The following is a 16169-nucleotide window of genomic DNA, read 5'->3' on the forward strand; positions in this document are numbered from 1 at the left end:
ATTAAAAATACGGAAGGCGTAATTTAAGGTAAACCTAATGTTTTTATTTAATTCCAATAGGATAAAAAAATAAAAGACACCTTTTGGGGTGTCTTTTACAGGTAAGGTTAAGAAATGCTAACCCAATATTTTCCGGATGCTCTGTTCTGCGTATCCTGCACTTGCCGTCATCCCTTTGCCGCCTATGGCCGTACGGATATGGATCCGGTTGTCCAGATCATATTCTACAATGTGGTGGGTTGGATGTTGCGGGTAAAATCCTGCCCAGGTACTTTGAAGGCCTCTGACGTTGAAATCAACAATGCGTTCCGCTTCTTTTAGCATGAGTTCATTCACGTGCTGGTCCAGATCAAAACCTAAATGATCAAACTGGTTTACTCCGGCATAGATATGGGAGTCTCCTATAATAACGCTGTTGTCGGCTGCTTTTTTAAACAAGATATGAATACCCCATTTTTTGAGTTCTTCATAGTGTTCCGGGGTTTTTATACTTTGGAAAGAAGGGCAATAATGCTCGAAACTTTCGTATCTTCTGATGGTCAGTCCGGTGAGTATATTGCCTTCCAGCTGTAATCCTGGCATCGGAATACTCCTCATCATTTGCAGCTTGCTGATTACAATTCCGCTGCTGCTGAACAATTCAGGATAGAGCAGTTTAAATTCATAGCCATTACAGATGATGGCCTTTTCTGCATTGTAGGTAATTCCCAGACTCGTTTTAACCTCGATGCCGCTCCCCTTTGAAACACAGTCAATAACCGGGGTGTTGTAGTGGAGGGTGTAAGTGCTGAACTTCGATTGCATATAACGATGCAGGTTATAAATCATCAGTTCCGGTTCTACACTAACTTCCTGTGGGAAATAAAGTGCTTCTTTGGCATAAGATGCTTTTATAGAAGGGTATTTTGCAAGAACGGATTCTTTGCTGAGCAACTCGGCGGTGTAACCCAGCGTATCATAATGAGCTTTAAGTTCGTGAATTAAGGTTTGTTCGTCGTCATCAGAAGCAATATAGACGCTTCCATTTTTACGGACGGATATATCGTATTCTTCCTGGATGGATTGGTAGATCTCCAGGCCCCTGGCTCCATATTCGAACCATTCTGCTTCCATACCTGAAGGGACCACCTGCCCAAAGTTACGTACGGTTGAACCTACCGGATAGTTGTCTTTTTCCAGTTGAAGTACAGTTTTGCCTTCGATTAAGGCATGATAAGCGTGAAAGGTTCCGAGTATGCCTCCGCCAATGATGATAAGGTCAAAATGTTGGTCAGTCATGGTTTATAATTTTAATTGATACTTATTTCCGGCTCAGGGAGCCGTTTTGAGTAAGTGGTGTTTTTTTTAGTTTCTTTTATTGTTTTCCTTCTGAAATAGAGCAAAGAGAGTACGCTGCAGGTACCGCCTATAAGTGGTACCGCCATTAAGCATTGCTTGAAAAAATGCGCCCAGCTGATATCGGTATGTCCAAATTCCCTGAACAGCAGTACAGAAAAACTACCTAGATAACCGATTGAATCTGCTACGTACATGATGAAGCCAATATTGCTTTTGTAGTGGAAGTTAGCAATCATTCTTTCAAAAAAGATGGCATTGTAGGGGATATAGCCCATATACAGACCTGTTCCCAATAAGGCCATCCAGGTTACCGGACCAATATGTCCGCGATCAAAAAGAAATGTGCTGACGCCAACCAGCAAACAGCCGGCAATGATCATGATATGGATAACGGTAAAGGCTTTAAGATTGTTTTTAATCAGGATCAACAACCCCATCATAGCCAGTATGACGATAGAAATTACTGTATCTATTTGTGTGTATATGTGGTTGTTGTGGATGCCAAGTCCATTCCAGATCTCCACCTCAAAATTATCCCGCATATCCCGAATACAGGTCAGAAGGACATAGGTGATGATGGTGAGGACAATACCGGGAAGGAAGGTGCGGATGAATGTGCTCCTTTGTTTTGCATCCATAGGGACCCTTTTAGTTCTCAGCTGTTGATCTTCTTTAGTTGGTGGAGGAATGATTTCCAGGCAGAAAACGAAGAGTAATAAAGGGAGTAAGAAGACCAATCCGGTTAAAAAGGGCATCCAGTGATCGCTTACACTGAAGGCAGACATGAGTATGCGGGCCACAGTTTTTACAAAACCTGAAGCAAAAATCAGGCTAATGGACATCAGTGCCCCCATAAATTCAGTGGTTCGTCTTCCTTCCAGGTAGCTGAACACCAGTCCCCAGATCATGCCTAAAGGAAATCCGTTCAACAACAGAAAGACAATATTGTAGGGCGCAGGAATCAAAGCAAAACCCAAAAGGGCGATCCAGGAAAGAAAAATCAGAAGCAGGATACTCTTTGCACGATGGCTCTTTCCCGATTCTGAGATAAAACGGATCCCATAGAATTTACTCAGCGTATAACCAACCATTTGTGCGACCACGAGCCAGACTTTATAATCTATATGCAAAAACTCCTGGTGTTCGAAGGTGGCCGAAGCAAAAGCTTTTCTAAAAGCATACATACTGGTATAGCATCCAAATGCAGCTATACCTCCCAGTACGGTGATGATCCAATAGGGCCAATTGGAAACTTTTTGGCGGATGACGCTGAGCAGGTTCATTCTTTAGGCTTTCTTTTTTTTACATTGCAATACTAAACATTGTTTATTATTTGTAAACAAAAGTTAAGTTATGAAATTGTTAAGATTTGATAAAGTCTAATGTGCAAATGCTTCTTTTACGGGCTGGCCTCTCCAGCTTTGTGGTGGGGTAAGCCCCATGATCCAGGCCAATGTAGCTGCGGTATCGTACGTAATGATAACGTCTTTGATTTCATGATTTTTCCGGACACCAGGACCGGATATGATCCAGGGGATTTGTACTTCATCGAGTGATTTTCCACCATGACCTTTGCCTGTTCCGCCATGATCGGCTGTAACCAGGATAATGGTCTCATCAGCTATACCCGCATCTTTTACAGCTTTGATAATTTTTCCTATGCGTTGGTCTACCAGCTCCAGTTGCTTGTAATAAGCTGGGGTACGGTGCCCTATATTATGACCTGTACCATCTGGTTCATCAAGATGAAGGAAGGTGAACAATGGTTTTTCCCTGCGGATAATGGTTGCTGCGGTGTCGGCACAAAAGTCATCTTTATCTTTTCCGTCTACAATGATATTAACGGCCTGACGCTCAAATAAGTGTGCAATTCCTCCCCAACTATATACAATTGCGGTTTTTGCGTCTTTTTTTTGATCTCTGATGACACTGAATATTCCCGGGAACATATCATAGCCGGTTTTTGTTACCGATGGAATCTCGGGTGTTTTGCTGTCCCATTCGGTGTAGCCATGTTCAGTTGGTCCGGCGCCCATCAATAAAGAAGCCCAGTTTACAGCACTGGAAGATGGAAGTACACAGCGTGCCTTTGCTGTCCAGGAGCCATTGGCCATCATTGCTTTAAGATTGGGCATATTGGCTTCATTTAAGGCATAACCTCCAAATCCGTCACAGCCAATCAGCACAACGTGTTTAATTTTTTTTAACTGTGCCGTTGCTGTAAGGGAAAGGCAGAGCAAAAGCAGGGTGATTTTTAGATAATTCTTCATAATTATTTTTTATCGTGTAAAACTAAGTGATAGTTATAACTATGAAGGTAGACTTTTGTTAAGTATTTATAAACAATGTTTATAAAATGTTACTCAAAAAAATACACCACCAACATGAGTGCTTTCGTATTTCCAATATTTACAGGCGTGTGTGAAAGCCTGCCATCAAAAAGCATGGAATCTCCTTTTTCTAGGATGACTTTCTTTTTGGAGAATTGGTACTCTACTGTTCCTTCAATCATATACTTAAACTCATAGGCTTCAGTTTTAACCATGGGCCTGTGAGCGTTTACTTCCAGTTCCAGCAAGACAAAGTCGGCTGTAGAGAATTTGATGTTCTTGGTTAAGATACGGGAGTAGTTAAAACCAATAGCCTGTTCTTTTTCGAATTGCTGGTATTGGTCTCTTCTTTTGATCAGGACCGGGGCATCTTTTTTATGAAAATTAATGTCTTTGAAGAAGCTGTTCAGGTCAATCTCAAGACTTTTGATAATGTCCATGAGTACCATAAGAGAGGGAATGGTTCTGCTGTTCTCTATTTGGGAGATCAGACCTTTACTTACTTCTGCTTTATCTGCCAGCTCCTGTACGGTAATGCCTAGTTCTTTGCGGCGTTCTTTAATTTTAAGGCTTATTTGTAAAAGGATTTCCTCCTGCATGAGTAAACGTGGTTTGTATATGCGAATGTATCGCTTTTTTTTAATCGCTAATGCTTAAATAATGTTAATTTTTAAAGATATAATTGATTTGTTGATGGTGAGATGCCAAAATTAGATACTAATAAGCCAATTTAACTAAATAATCAGCCGGGATAATTTGTTCAATTGCATTATCCAAATATAATTTTTAACCTAACCAAACGAACGATGAAATTGAACAAAAGACCTGCCGTCTTCAGGCGAGAATAGCTACACCGATAATTTTTCTTAAATCATAAGCCTGTACTCAATGGGATAAGCTTTAACGGAGCTGGTCTTATTGAAGGCCATTGTTTTAACTAAAATTTCCAGTCCAGGCAGGGTATGTTCTGTCAGGATTCAGCGATTAAAAAAAACGATTATTTGATTTTTTAAAAAAGACAGTATGAAGAAAACTTATACTAAGGATTTCTATTTGCCATGGAAATGCAAACATGGTAATGCCCTGCAGTTCAGTGCCGCTTTTTTTATGGTCCTGGCGATGTTATTTTCTATACCATCGTATGCTCAAAAAGCGGTTAGGGTAAGGGGAATTGTAAAAGATGATCAGGGAGCGCCGCTTCCTGGCGTAAGTGTTCGGGTTAAAGGCACCTCAGTAGGTACTTCTACCGGGAAAAATGGCGACTATAGCCTGGATATAAATGGAAATGCTGCAGTAATTACGTTCTTTTACATTGGTTATTTGACTCAGGAAATACCGGTTGGAGGTAAAACAGAGATCAATGTGAGCCTGAAAGAGGACATGAGCAGCTTGAATGAGGTGGTTGTTACCGGATTTGGGCAAGCCGTTAAAAAAAGAGATCTGACTGGTGCCGTTGCGTCTGTAACAGATAAGCAGATCAAGGAGCGTCAGCCTGTTACTTTATTTGAGGCTTTACAGGGACAAGCAGCTGGGGTAATGGTGACCACAGAAGGTGGAGATCCTTCCGGACAAGGTACAATTCAGATTCGGGGTGCATCTAGTATTAATGCTGGTAATGGCCCTTTATATGTCATTGATGGGATTACGAGTGAAAATGCAGATTTCGTTAATCCAATGGATATTGCCTCCGTAGAAATTCTAAAGGATGCTTCTTCAGCGGCAATTTACGGTGCAAGGGGAGCTAACGGTGTAATTATCATTACAACCAAGAGGGGTAAAGAAGGAAAAGCTTCTGTTAATGCGAGCTACAATAATATTTTTGGAAAGCTTGCGCATAAGCTTCATACTTTAAGTGCAGATGAATTGCGTAAGTATCGTTCTATGAGGAGTGGCGGAAATGGCGCTAATCCCGATTCATTAAATCCGTATACCAATGCCGATAATGATTTCCAGGATTTATTGTTCCAGACCTCCAACAGGAAAGTTATTGCTTTAACCGTAAGTGGTGGACAAAAAGGATCTACCTATTATGCAGGTGCAAATTATACGGATGACAAATCCATTGTGCTGAACAGTACGCTTAAACGTTTACAAACGAAATTGAATGTGGAAAGTAAGTTGAGCGACAGGTTAAAGCTGAGCAATAACCTGGCTTTTGCCTGGCAAACAGGAAATGAAATTCCTGTTGGTACAAGTGCAAAACAAGTGTTCGAGAAGAACCCCTGGACCACGATTTACCGGCCCGATGGCTCATTGGCAGGATATATTGAGTCTAAGCGAAACCCGGTTGCTTACGCTTTGCTGGTCAGCGATGTTGACAACAACTATACGGTTCAGTACAATACGAAGGCAGATTATCAATTGTCAAAATATTTTACGCTGACCGGGGTATTTAATGCGCAATTGGACAATAAAACCAATAAGACTTTTTCTCCTTCTTCATTAACCAGCGGTGGGACCGGGGATGCAACTGGAAGCAATACATTTAACAAACGGTTTTATTGGGAAGGTCAGACTTATTTAAACTACAACAGAACCTTTGGTAAGGATCATACGGTTACCGGAGTACTTGGTTTGACTGCCGACAGGGCAAGAAATGACGGGTACACCATAGGAATGAAAAATTACCTGTCGGAAGAAATCAATACCTCTAATGCGGCAACAATTGATTTGCTTCGGACCCGGACTACGGCTTCTGCTGTAGCGAGTGCTGCGGCATTTATACGTGGTAACTATAGTTATAAAGGGCGCTATATTGCGCAGGTCAATTATCGCCGTGACGGATCTTCGAAATTCGGCGATCTTAATAAATGGGGTAATTTCTATTCTGGTTCTGCAGCCTGGCGTTTTTCAGATGAAAGATTCATGACCTTTGCCAAAGGTTTTCTGGAAGATGCAAAGTTTAGGGTGAGTTATGGGCAGGTGGGCAATGACGCCATTAACCCATATGGTTATTTCAATGTGATGGAGTTTGGTAACTATTATTACAATGGCCAGCTGAGTGCAACGGAAAGTCTGACTATGGGTAACCCTAAAATTAAATGGGAAACTGTAAATACAGGGAATGTTGGGATGGACCTGACCTTCTTCAAAGGCAGGTTGAATCTGACTGCGGATTACTATAAAAAGACAACTTCTGACCTTTTATACGGAAATGAAATTCCTAAGGAAACCGGTAAATCAAAATCGACAGTCAATTTGGGGACCATAGAGAACAGTGGTCTGGAGTTTGCTGTGGGGGCAACACCTATTAACAAGAAGGATTTTTCATGGAATACGACATTTAATATTTCTTTTCAAAAAGGAAAAGTTAAAGAGCTCGCGAACCACGTGCCTTATCTGGCAGGAAATATTTTCTATGTATATGAGGGCGGTAAAATCGGGGATATGTACGTTTATAAAAACCTTGGAGTGTATTCTTATGATGCATCAAATGCTTATAACCAGCAGGGAGCGAAATTAACACCTGACTTGTCTACTTTGTATATTGATCAGGCTACAGGATTAGGAAAAGCCCGCCGCTATACCTTAAACGGACAAGAGTATTCGGGTACTGTATATCAGAAGAAGAGCGGAGACTATATTCTCCGCGGAGGGGATACGGAGTGGCAGGATACCAATAATGATGGTGTTATTGATGAAAAAGATATTGTGATTGGTGGAAATGGAGTGCCTAAGTATTATTTTGGATTCAGCAACACCTTCAGATATAAACAATTTTCATTGAACCTGTTGTTTAATGGCCAGGTAGGAAACCAGATTTATAATTCGGTTGCAAATGGGCAAAATACAGGCAGTTCAACCTATTCTCCGCCAACTTATGAGATGACTCAGAATTCATGGTGGAAACAAGGGGATGTTGCAAGCTATCCGAATATCGCAAAGAAGGATGATAATGGAAATATCCGGAATGGCTATAATAGCTTGTATATCGAGAACGGAACATTCATCAGGTTACAAAGTGCCAGACTTGCTTATACTTTCGATCCAAAGTTGATGAGCAGAATTAAGATGAGCTCGGCAACTGTCTTTGTTTATGGTACCAATCTGGCCACCTGGACAAATTACAGCTGGTATGATCCTGAATTCACCTCTAATGTGCTCACTCCTGGAGTAGATGGTGGTAAATATCCAAGAAGAAGAGAAATAGGGTTTGGTATTAACGTTAATTTTTAAGGGAATGAAAAAGATAAATAAAATTGCCCTGCTGTTTGTAGCACTGATGTCGTTGGGCAGCTGTAAAAAATTTCTTGAAGAAAAGCCTTTAAGTCAAGTGCAGGTATCTGATTATTTTAAGTCTGTAAAAGATATTAACGCTTCTCTTGCCGGGATGTATGGCTCTTTTCAATTGGAGATGATCGGAGATGGCGTGAACAAGTATGGAGGGAAATATCATTACTGGGGAGAAGGAAGGTCTGATAATTTTGATGAGTCCGGATATGCAAATTCTATTATGAGTCAGCTGGCTTTTAATGTGCTGACCTCTGGAAACTCTGTATCGAACTGGGAAGGCTTGTACAGAACAATCGCTGTCGCAAATAATGCGATTAAATATTTCCCTGAGATCCCAAAGTATGATATTACGGCGACCAAAACTATTGTAAACAATGGCTTGGCGCAAGCTTATGCAATGCGGGCGATGTGTTATTTTTATATTATCCGCTTGTGGGGAGATGCCCCTATGCGCACAGCTCCTTATGATGATCTGGCTCAGGAACCCAAGCTGGAAAGGACTTCTAAAGATGTTTTAATGGATAAGATCATTATTCCTGATCTTCTAAATGCCTATGAGCTCATTCAAAAAGGGCAAACGGCAAACATCTGGAACATCAATGAGGGCGCAGTTGCGGCCATGCTTGCTGATGTTTACATGTGGAAAGCTGGAACCACCAGCAATAATGGTGATTATGCGAATGCGGTTACCTGGTTTCAGAAGTTATTTGCAGCTAAAGGAGCAACTGGGGCGGCATATGGTGAAGGGGCCGCAAATCTGGAACCTACTGCGACCTGGAAGAATCTTTTTTTAAGTCCGGCAACTACAAAGGAGGCCATCTGGAGTATCAATTGGGACAATGCTAATAATGGCTGTGCCTGTATCCCGGTTTCCAAAATGAAGAGTAATAATCCGGTCACAGTCGATTCTTTGATCCATGCAGAATGGAAAAAAAATAAGCTGGATACACGCGTAACCAAGACGATCGATACATTGACGGGAACCAATCATCAGGATAAATTGCTTAAGTATTATAACCTGAGTTCGGTGCCTACAAGTACCAAACCTGAGGATCTATCAGTTTATCTGGTGATGTACCGTTTGGGAGATATGTTTTTACTGTACGCAGAAGCGTTGAACAAGACTGGCAACCAGACAAAGGCACTTAGTATGCTGAATCTGATTCATCAGCGTGCTGGTTTGCCGGCAATTTTGCCAACAGATCCGCTGGTTTCAACAGGAGGGGTACTGGATGCGCTGAAGCTGGAAGATGCCATTCTGAAGGAACGACAGTATGAACTTTTTGGAGAAGGAAAAAGATGGTTTGACCTGGTGCGTACCAATCATGTCAATAAAATTATGGACCCAATCATTAACAGAAGAACGTTCTATGCTACAAAAATCCCTTCGAATCTTGGATTTGGGAGCAATATGGGGCGCTTGCTTTGGCCGCTGTATAAAACCTTGTTAGAGGACAATTCAAAACTAGTTCAAAATCAACCTTATAATTAATTGTTATGAAAAAGATGAATTTTATTAAGGGAAAAATAATAGTTTTTCTAAGTGTAACTGTTTTTATTTCAAGTTGTTCTTTGGCTGGGTTGGATTTGCAGAAAGACTATAACCGCACACCACATACTCTAGATCCACATATCAACAAGAGCGCCTGGGCTTTTATTAAAGAAAGGGCTACAACGGGCGATAAAACTTTTGAACGGTTAATGGCTGGTATTGTGTATTCTGGAATTGATACGATGGAATATATGAAACCTGGAAGGACATTTATTGTGCTGAATAAGGATGCAGTAAGTGTTACCGGAAAAGCGCCAAACGGAGTTTTTCAGAATTTTCTGGTCAATGGTAAAGCTCCTGCTGACTGGACGGCCTATCCAAAAGAATTTGTTAAAAATTATCTTTTGTATCTGATCGTCCCAGGTGAATATAATCACTATACCTTGCCCCCGATTAAATCGGTAGAGGTGCAAACGCTGTCTCCAAAAGGATATTGGAATGCCTTGCCTGCAGGTGTTACTTTGGACGGATTTGCTGCCAACCCTGATTCAAAGATGTTTTTAAGGGTATCAAACGGATCAAATGGAAATACTCAGGATTATCCGATTTTGATCAATGACAATAATAATAATGTGCGGACATCAGATATTCTGGCCACTAATGGAACGGTACATGTGGTGGAAAGATTTGTGACACCAATACTTCCGAGTGTAGTTTATTAGCGCTTCCCTATTATGCAAACCCACGTTAAGATCAATAGTTTATCCCAAAAGAATGACTAATTGTAATGCAATAGATATGGTGGTGAGGGGCGTATCCCTCACCGCTCTGTTCAATGGAAACTTTACGGCTAAACGGAGGAGTGATGTCTTAATTCCTCCAGGTAAGCGAGGCCGGCTGGGGTAAGATTGGCGGAGTGTTGTACAGCTCCTTTGTGGATTTCCACATAACCAAGTTGCTCAAGTTCATCGTATTTTTCGTGCATTCCACCTAAAATGGATGAACTCACTTGCTGGTCAATGATTTCTAAGAGGTCTTTGATTTCTTGCTTTTCCATAGCTTTAAATTGTTTAGTTAATTCAAAAACAGCTGGATGGGAAATTTGTTTTGATGGTCGCTGTAATTAGAGAATCGGGTCTTCGTCTGCTGTGTACACCGGATCCAGATCGGTAAGCTCTTCTTCTGTAAATAACCTGGAGTGTATGAGAAATCCTTTATCCAGGGTAGATTCCAGGGAAAAGCTCGCAGCCCGGCCTTCCATCACATCGAGGGTAAGTTGTGTATGTTTCCAGTAGGCGAACTGATCTCCGGCCATATAAAATTTACAGCCTTCTATTTCTCCCAGGCATACATCATTAGACCCTACCAGAAAACCGCCTTTTTCAAAACAGTGCGGGTAAGATCCTTCACAACAGCCGCCACTTTGATGGAACATTAAATCACCATATTCTTCCTGAAGCGTATGGATGACGGCGGCGGCCGCTGTTGTTACTAAAACTCTTTTGGTACTCATGGAAATTGGATTATTGGGTGAAAAAGGCACCTCATTATTTGAGGCACCTTTTGAATCATAAACCTAGAAAAAACCTAATTTCTTTTTGTCATAAGAGATCAGCATATTTTTAACATGTCTGTAATGGTCGAGCATCATCTTATGGTTTTCACGGCCAAAGCCAGATTTTTTATATCCTCCAAATGGTGCATGTGCAGGATAAGCATGATATTGGTTTACCCAAACACGGCCTGCTTCTATAGCACGGGGCACCTGGTAAATCTCGTGGGCGTCTCTTGTCCAGACACCGGCTCCAAGGCCATACAGGGTGTCGTTTGCGATTTCTATCGCGTCCTCTACCGTTTTAAATGTTGTTACGCAAACCACCGGCCCAAAAATCTCTTCCTGAAAGATCCGCATTTTGTTGTGGCCTTTAAATATAGTTGGTTCGATGTAATAGCCGGTTTCCAGTTCTCCTGGCAGGTGGTTAATTTCTCCGCCGGTCAAAATTTCTGCACCTTCTTCTTTACCTATTTTTAAATAGGATAATATTTTTTGGTACTGTTCATTGGAAGTCTGGGCCCCCATCATACTTGATTTGTCGAGTGGATGTACGGTTTTAATTGCTTTTGTCCGTTCAATGACCCGCGCTATGAATTTGTCATAGATGCTTTCCTGGATCAATAGCCTGGATGGGCAAGTGCAAATTTCGCCTTGGTTTAAAGCAAACATCACCGCGCCTTCCACAGCTTTGTCAAAAAAATCATCGTCGTGATCTGCTACAGACTCAAAAAAGATATTCGGAGACTTTCCACCGAGTTCCATCGTCGAAGGAATAATATTTTCTGCGGCATATTGCATGATCAGCCTCCCGGAAGTGGTACTTCCTGTAAAGGCAACTTTGGAGATCCTGGTGGATGTCGCTAAAGGTTTGCCAACTTCAATTCCATAGCCATTAACTATGTTCAGGACACCAGAAGGCAGAATATCTCCGATGAGTTCCATCAGGACCATGATAGAGACAGGTGTTTGCTCCGCTGGCTTTACGACTGTACAACAGCCAGCCGCCAGTGCGGGTGCGATCTTCCATGTGGCCATTAATAATGGGAAATTCCATGGGATGATTTGAGCGACAACGCCTATGGGTTCGTTCAGTGCAATACTTACGGTATTTTCGTCATGCTCGGAGATGCTTCCTTCTTCAGCCCGGATAACGCCTGCGAAATATCTGAAGTGATCAACCACCAGTGGAAGGTCGGCCGCAAGGGTTTCCCGGATAGCCTTGCCATTGTCAATTGTTTCTACGGCGGCGAGGTATTCCAGATTGTCTTCGATCTTTTGTGCAACCTGGAGTAACAGCGTACTTCTGTAGGCAGGGGCACTTTTCCCCCAGGTCTTAAAAGCGGTATGTGCTGCATCCAAAGCCAGTTCTACGTCTTCTTTGCTCGATCGGGCGGCTTTGGTAAAGACCTTGCCGTCTATAGGAGATATGTTGTCGAAATAAACTCCTTTTACCGGCGCAACAAATTTTCCGCCGATGTAATTGTCATATTGTGATTTAAAGGTTGGTCTTTTTACAAGTTGTTCCATGATGTATGATATTTGGTTAATACAAACCTAATCGGTAAATCGCTGGAAGGATAGGAGAATAGTTGCAACTGGTAGCATTATTGTTGCAGGTTTTGTAACACTATTGAAATAAAGGTATATTTGAGTATATCGCGTATTTCCAATCTGGGGATGAAGATAGCTGACCAAAAATAAGGGTAGGTATGATGCAACACAAATTAGATTTGGTTAACCTAAGCAGGGAGGCCAGGCTTCAAACGCTCGTTGAAAACAGAACATCCTATACATTGGAGCGTTGCGAACTGAATGTGTTCGAAACCTATGTGCAATCTTATAAGGTCCCATTAACCTTCAGTGATTTTGTGATTACCAGTATGCTGCGGGGCAAAAAGGTGATGCATCTTTTTGATAGGGAGGGATTCGACTATTTGCCTGGCGAAACGGTCATTGTGCCTGCAGACCAAACGATGAAGATCGATTTTCCGGAGGCCTCTGATCATACACCTGCACAATGTATCGCGCTTGCAATTGATCAGGAACAAATTAAGAGAACAATCCGTTATCTGAACGAATATTTTCCCAGATCTGGTCCGGACGAGTTGTGGACATTAAGCTATGATGAATATCATTTCTATAATAATGAAGATATTGCCTTTCTGATCAATAAAATCATCAGGATTTGTTCAGAAGGATCCAGGGAGAAAGACGTGCTTGCGGATCTTACCTTAAAAGAGCTATTGGTCAGGATTATCCAGACCCAGAATTTAAAAGCTGCCGATGGGTCTGTTGCAGGCAGTAACCATAGTCCCCTTGGTTATGTGATTGGTTATATCAAAGCGAATTTGAATGAGAAAATCAGTATTAACAACCTCAGTAATAAGGCTTGTATGAGTAAGGCTTCTTTTTATCGTTTATTTAAGCGCGAACTGGGCATTAGTCCCAACGATTATATTCTGACGGAAAAGATGAAGAGAGCTAAACAACTTCTGGCCAGGCCAGGAGCCAAGATTGCAGCAATTAGTTATGAGCTGGGTTTTAGTGATGCCAATTATTTTATCAGGACCTTTAAGAAATTGGTTGGTGTAACACCGGGTAGTTATCAGCTCTCTGTATATCGAAATGATTCCCTTTCATGAGTTATGCGCCGAAAGTAACCAGAGGTGCTGTTGCTGCCATGTTTTTTATGGCGGGATTGTGTTTTTCCAGCTGGGCATCGCGAATTGCGACTATACAGCAAAAATTATCTTTATCCGATGCAGGTCTTGGAGCAGTGCTTTTTGCATTACCAGTAGGCTTGATGCTTTCCTTGCCTTTGTCGGGTTGGCTGGTCACTAAAATAGGAAGCCGAAGGCTTTTGGCTGCGGCATTGGTGATGTATGGTCTTATGCTGGTCACTCTTGGTGTGGTGTCAGAAGTTTATCAGTTGCTCATTTGTTTAGTGGGCTTTGGTCTGGCGAGTAATGCGGTTAATATTTCGGTGAATACACAAGCTGTGGCCACGGAGGGTTTGTATCGTAAACCAATTATGGCTTCTTTTCACGGCGTCTGGAGTTTGGCTGGTTTTGTTGGTGCGGGGATTGGAACCTTTATGATTGGAAAAGGGATTTTGCCTACCCCACATTTTATATGTATCGCTGCGGTTACCGTGATTTCTGTAGTCGTATGCTGGCGATATTTACATAATGATCGCAAACCAGTGCGTACAGGATCGGCTTTTGCGATCCCGGATAAGTCTCTGATTACCCTGGGGCTGATTGCGTTTTGTTCCATGGTCTGTGAAGGGGCAATGTTTGACTGGAGTGTTATTTATTTTAAAAAAATTGTATTGGCTGAAAAAGGGTGGATGGTGGCTGGATATACTGCTTTTATGTGTACAATGGCTTTGGGGCGTTTTGTTGCGGATAAATTTTCCGCACACTTCGGATTAAAGACCACGTTACAGGTCAGTGGGACATTGAGCACAATGGGTTTGCTTATTGCAGTTATTTTTCCGGCTCTTCCAACGGCAATTATAGGTTTTATGTTGGTGGGCGCTGGAGTTTCTTCTGTAGTACCTATGGTTTACAGCGCTGCTGGCAGATCCAAAACAATGTCTCCGGGAGCCGCTATAGCAGCTGTTTCTACCATTGGTTTTATCGGTTTCTTAATTGGACCTCCTGTTATTGGCTTCTTGTCTGGTGCGTTTACGCTACGGATTGCATTTGTATTTATTGCCTTTATGGGATCTTGTGTAGTTGTTTTGTCGACCAGGTCAAAAGTCTAAACATATAGAAATTGTATATATGAAAAAAGGACAACATCATTGATGTTGTCCTTTTCGTAGAGTGGGAGATACTGGGTTCGAACCAGTGACCCCCTGCTTGTAAGGCAGGTGCTCTGAACCAGCTGAGCTAATCTCCCTTCGGTTCTGCTTTTTTGTTTTGAAACAGCTGAGCTGCTGTTTTTGTGGGAGATACTGGGTTCGAACCAGTGACCCCCTGCTTGTAAGGCAGGTGCTCTGAACCAGCTGAGCTAATCTCCCCTTGGTTCTTTTTATTTATTGTCCCTTGTGATCGGGAGTGCAAATATACACCTCTAAATTAAAACTCCAAAAAACTTTTCTAAAATTTTAAGATAAGACATCTTCAAGGATTTGATGGGAGCGGATTTCTCCAAAGGAAGCGGTATGTAAAGTATAGAAAATCAGAATTTTATCTACAATGATCCTTCTTGTGGAATTGTTTAATTTTATTTCATTAATTTTTTCAAATGGGGTAGAAAATAGAGAAATAAACAGATCTGCCTCTGTTTTATTCATGAAATGCGGGTGGACGGGGGGCATGGATTTAAACTCCCCTTCCTGCAGATCGAAGTAGTTCTGCCCGTTTTTGTTTTCTGTACGGGGAGCAAATCCAAGGAAGCGGGATAACTTTAGTAAAAACGCAAGGTGGAAGCTGGTGTCTGCCATTTCGCACTCGTCAAACCAGGACACAGCATTGAAAATAAAGCTGAATAAATTCTCGTCTGTGTGCTGTTGTCGTATACTTTTATACAATACTTCATTCAGAAACAGAATAATAGAACTTTTAATGATATCATAAGGTATCGTTCTGAATATTGGAGATGTCCTTAATTCTGAAATACGCTGCAGACTGGTATTTGTTTTATGGTAAACGACCATATCCAGCAAATGCAGAGGTTGAAGCATGTTCATCCGGATTTTAGCCTTGGGTTTTTTAACTCCATTAATGATATACGACTGGATGCCAAATTTTTCAGTAAAAACTTGCACTATCACGCTGCCTTCGCCATACAGCGTCGTTTTCAGAACGATTCCTCTGGTTTTATGCAGCATTTATATAATTTTTGGTATAAAAATGATTAAGCCAATCAAAGCAGCTACGAGGGCGGCTATTAATACAGCTGCAGCTGCAGTATCTTTCGCTATGCCAGCTTTCTGATGGTAGTCAGGTGAGACCAGATCAACAAGGGCTTCAATTGCCGTATTAACCAACTCTAAAACCAGTACCATCGCTATAGACAGCAGAATCCATAGCCATTCAGTCCGGTTCAGATGAAAGTACCATCCGAAAAATACAACAATTAAAGCAGCAGCACAGTGAAACCTGAAATTGACCTGTGTTCTAAACGCGTAATAGAGCCCCTTACCCGCAAAACCAAAACCTCGTATGAACTTTGACATATCTTTTTCAACTAAAACGTCAATAATGCTAAA

At 41.7% G+C, this 16169-nt stretch carries 14 protein-coding genes and 2 tRNA genes; 5 read left to right on the forward strand and 11 right to left on the reverse strand.

Translation table 11 applies throughout. The annotated features are described in order from the left end of the window. Nucleotides 1-117: 117 nt before the first annotated feature. The 4 genes from R2S08_RS14105 to R2S08_RS14120 form a co-directional block, all read right to left on the reverse strand. Nucleotides 118-1278 carry a TIGR03364 family FAD-dependent oxidoreductase gene (locus R2S08_RS14105; RefSeq protein WP_316835783.1) on the reverse strand — a complete coding sequence of 387 codons (1161 nt, stop codon included), beginning with the start codon at nucleotides 1276-1278 and terminating at the stop codon, nucleotides 118-120. An 11-nt stretch (nucleotides 1279-1289) separates the two neighbouring features. Further along, on the reverse strand, nucleotides 1290-2621 hold the full coding sequence (locus tag R2S08_RS14110; RefSeq protein WP_208300937.1) for a DUF5690 family protein: 1332 nt from the start codon (nucleotides 2619-2621) through the stop codon (nucleotides 1290-1292). A gap of 96 nt (nucleotides 2622-2717) precedes the next feature. Then, nucleotides 2718-3608 carry an alkaline phosphatase gene (locus R2S08_RS14115; protein WP_316835784.1) on the reverse strand — a complete coding sequence of 297 codons (891 nt, stop codon included), beginning with the start codon at nucleotides 3606-3608 and terminating at the stop codon, nucleotides 2718-2720. An 89-nt stretch (nucleotides 3609-3697) separates the two neighbouring features. Then, on the reverse strand, nucleotides 3698-4267 hold the full coding sequence (locus R2S08_RS14120; protein WP_133783358.1) for a helix-turn-helix domain-containing protein: 570 nt from the start codon (nucleotides 4265-4267) through the stop codon (nucleotides 3698-3700). 424 nt (nucleotides 4268-4691) lie between these two features. Here R2S08_RS14120 and R2S08_RS14125 point away from each other — a divergent pair, with 424 nt between their 5' ends. The 3 genes from R2S08_RS14125 to R2S08_RS14135 are packed head-to-tail and all read left to right on the forward strand — an operon-like array spanning nucleotide 4692 to nucleotide 10115. Beyond that, entirely contained in the window at nucleotides 4692-7844 is a 3153-nt protein-coding gene (locus tag R2S08_RS14125) for a TonB-dependent receptor (protein ID WP_316835785.1), read from the forward strand. 4 nt (nucleotides 7845-7848) lie between these two features. Further along, entirely contained in the window at nucleotides 7849-9393 is a 1545-nt protein-coding gene (locus tag R2S08_RS14130; RefSeq protein ID WP_316835786.1) for a RagB/SusD family nutrient uptake outer membrane protein, read from the forward strand. A 5-nt stretch (nucleotides 9394-9398) separates the two neighbouring features. Beyond that, nucleotides 9399-10115, forward strand: coding sequence for a hypothetical protein (locus tag R2S08_RS14135; protein WP_316835787.1), 717 nt, complete (start codon nucleotides 9399-9401; stop codon nucleotides 10113-10115). A 128-nt stretch (nucleotides 10116-10243) separates the two neighbouring features. Here R2S08_RS14135 and R2S08_RS14140 read toward each other — a convergent pair whose 3' ends face one another. The 3 genes from R2S08_RS14140 to R2S08_RS14150 all read right to left on the reverse strand — a co-directional run bounded on the left by R2S08_RS14140 (nucleotide 10244) and on the right by R2S08_RS14150 (nucleotide 12475). Next, the gene (locus R2S08_RS14140) at nucleotides 10244-10450 is read right to left on the reverse strand and encodes a hypothetical protein (protein ID WP_316835788.1); all 207 of its coding nucleotides are present in this window, start codon (nucleotides 10448-10450) and stop codon (nucleotides 10244-10246) included. A gap of 66 nt (nucleotides 10451-10516) precedes the next feature. Then, a complete protein-coding gene (locus tag R2S08_RS14145) occupies nucleotides 10517-10906 on the reverse strand; it encodes a DUF779 domain-containing protein (RefSeq protein ID WP_316835789.1) in 390 nt (129 codons plus the stop codon). 63 nt (nucleotides 10907-10969) lie between these two features. Further along, nucleotides 10970-12475, reverse strand: a complete 1506-nt coding sequence (locus R2S08_RS14150; RefSeq protein ID WP_316835790.1) for an aldehyde dehydrogenase family protein — start codon at nucleotides 12473-12475, stop codon at nucleotides 10970-10972. Between the two features lie 182 nt (nucleotides 12476-12657). Here R2S08_RS14150 and R2S08_RS14155 point away from each other — a divergent pair, with 182 nt between their 5' ends. After that, entirely contained in the window at nucleotides 12658-13590 is a 933-nt protein-coding gene (locus tag R2S08_RS14155) for a helix-turn-helix domain-containing protein (protein ID WP_316835791.1), read from the forward strand. Then, on the forward strand, nucleotides 13587-14717 hold the full coding sequence (locus tag R2S08_RS14160; RefSeq protein WP_316835792.1) for an MFS transporter: 1131 nt from the start codon (nucleotides 13587-13589) through the stop codon (nucleotides 14715-14717). The genes R2S08_RS14155 and R2S08_RS14160 overlap by 4 nt, the downstream gene beginning before the upstream one ends. 62 nt (nucleotides 14718-14779) lie before the next feature. On the opposite strand, the gene R2S08_RS14165 is transcribed toward R2S08_RS14160, so the two are convergent. The 4 genes from R2S08_RS14165 to R2S08_RS14180 all read right to left on the reverse strand — a co-directional run bounded on the left by R2S08_RS14165 (nucleotide 14780) and on the right by R2S08_RS14180 (nucleotide 16136). Continuing rightward, nucleotides 14780-14854, reverse strand: a tRNA-Val gene (locus R2S08_RS14165). A 46-nt stretch (nucleotides 14855-14900) separates the two neighbouring features. Beyond that, nucleotides 14901-14975 (reverse strand) — tRNA-Val (locus tag R2S08_RS14170). Between the two features lie 87 nt (nucleotides 14976-15062). Beyond that, nucleotides 15063-15788, reverse strand: coding sequence for a DNA repair protein RecO (gene recO, locus R2S08_RS14175; protein WP_316835793.1), 726 nt, complete (start codon nucleotides 15786-15788; stop codon nucleotides 15063-15065). Continuing rightward, the gene (locus R2S08_RS14180; protein ID WP_316835794.1) at nucleotides 15789-16136 is read right to left on the reverse strand and encodes a diacylglycerol kinase family protein; all 348 of its coding nucleotides are present in this window, start codon (nucleotides 16134-16136) and stop codon (nucleotides 15789-15791) included. Between the last annotated feature and the right edge of the window lie 33 nt (nucleotides 16137-16169).

Source organism: Pedobacter nutrimenti (genome assembly GCF_032678445.1).
Lineage (GTDB): Bacteria > Bacteroidota > Bacteroidia > Sphingobacteriales > Sphingobacteriaceae > Pedobacter > Pedobacter nutrimenti_A.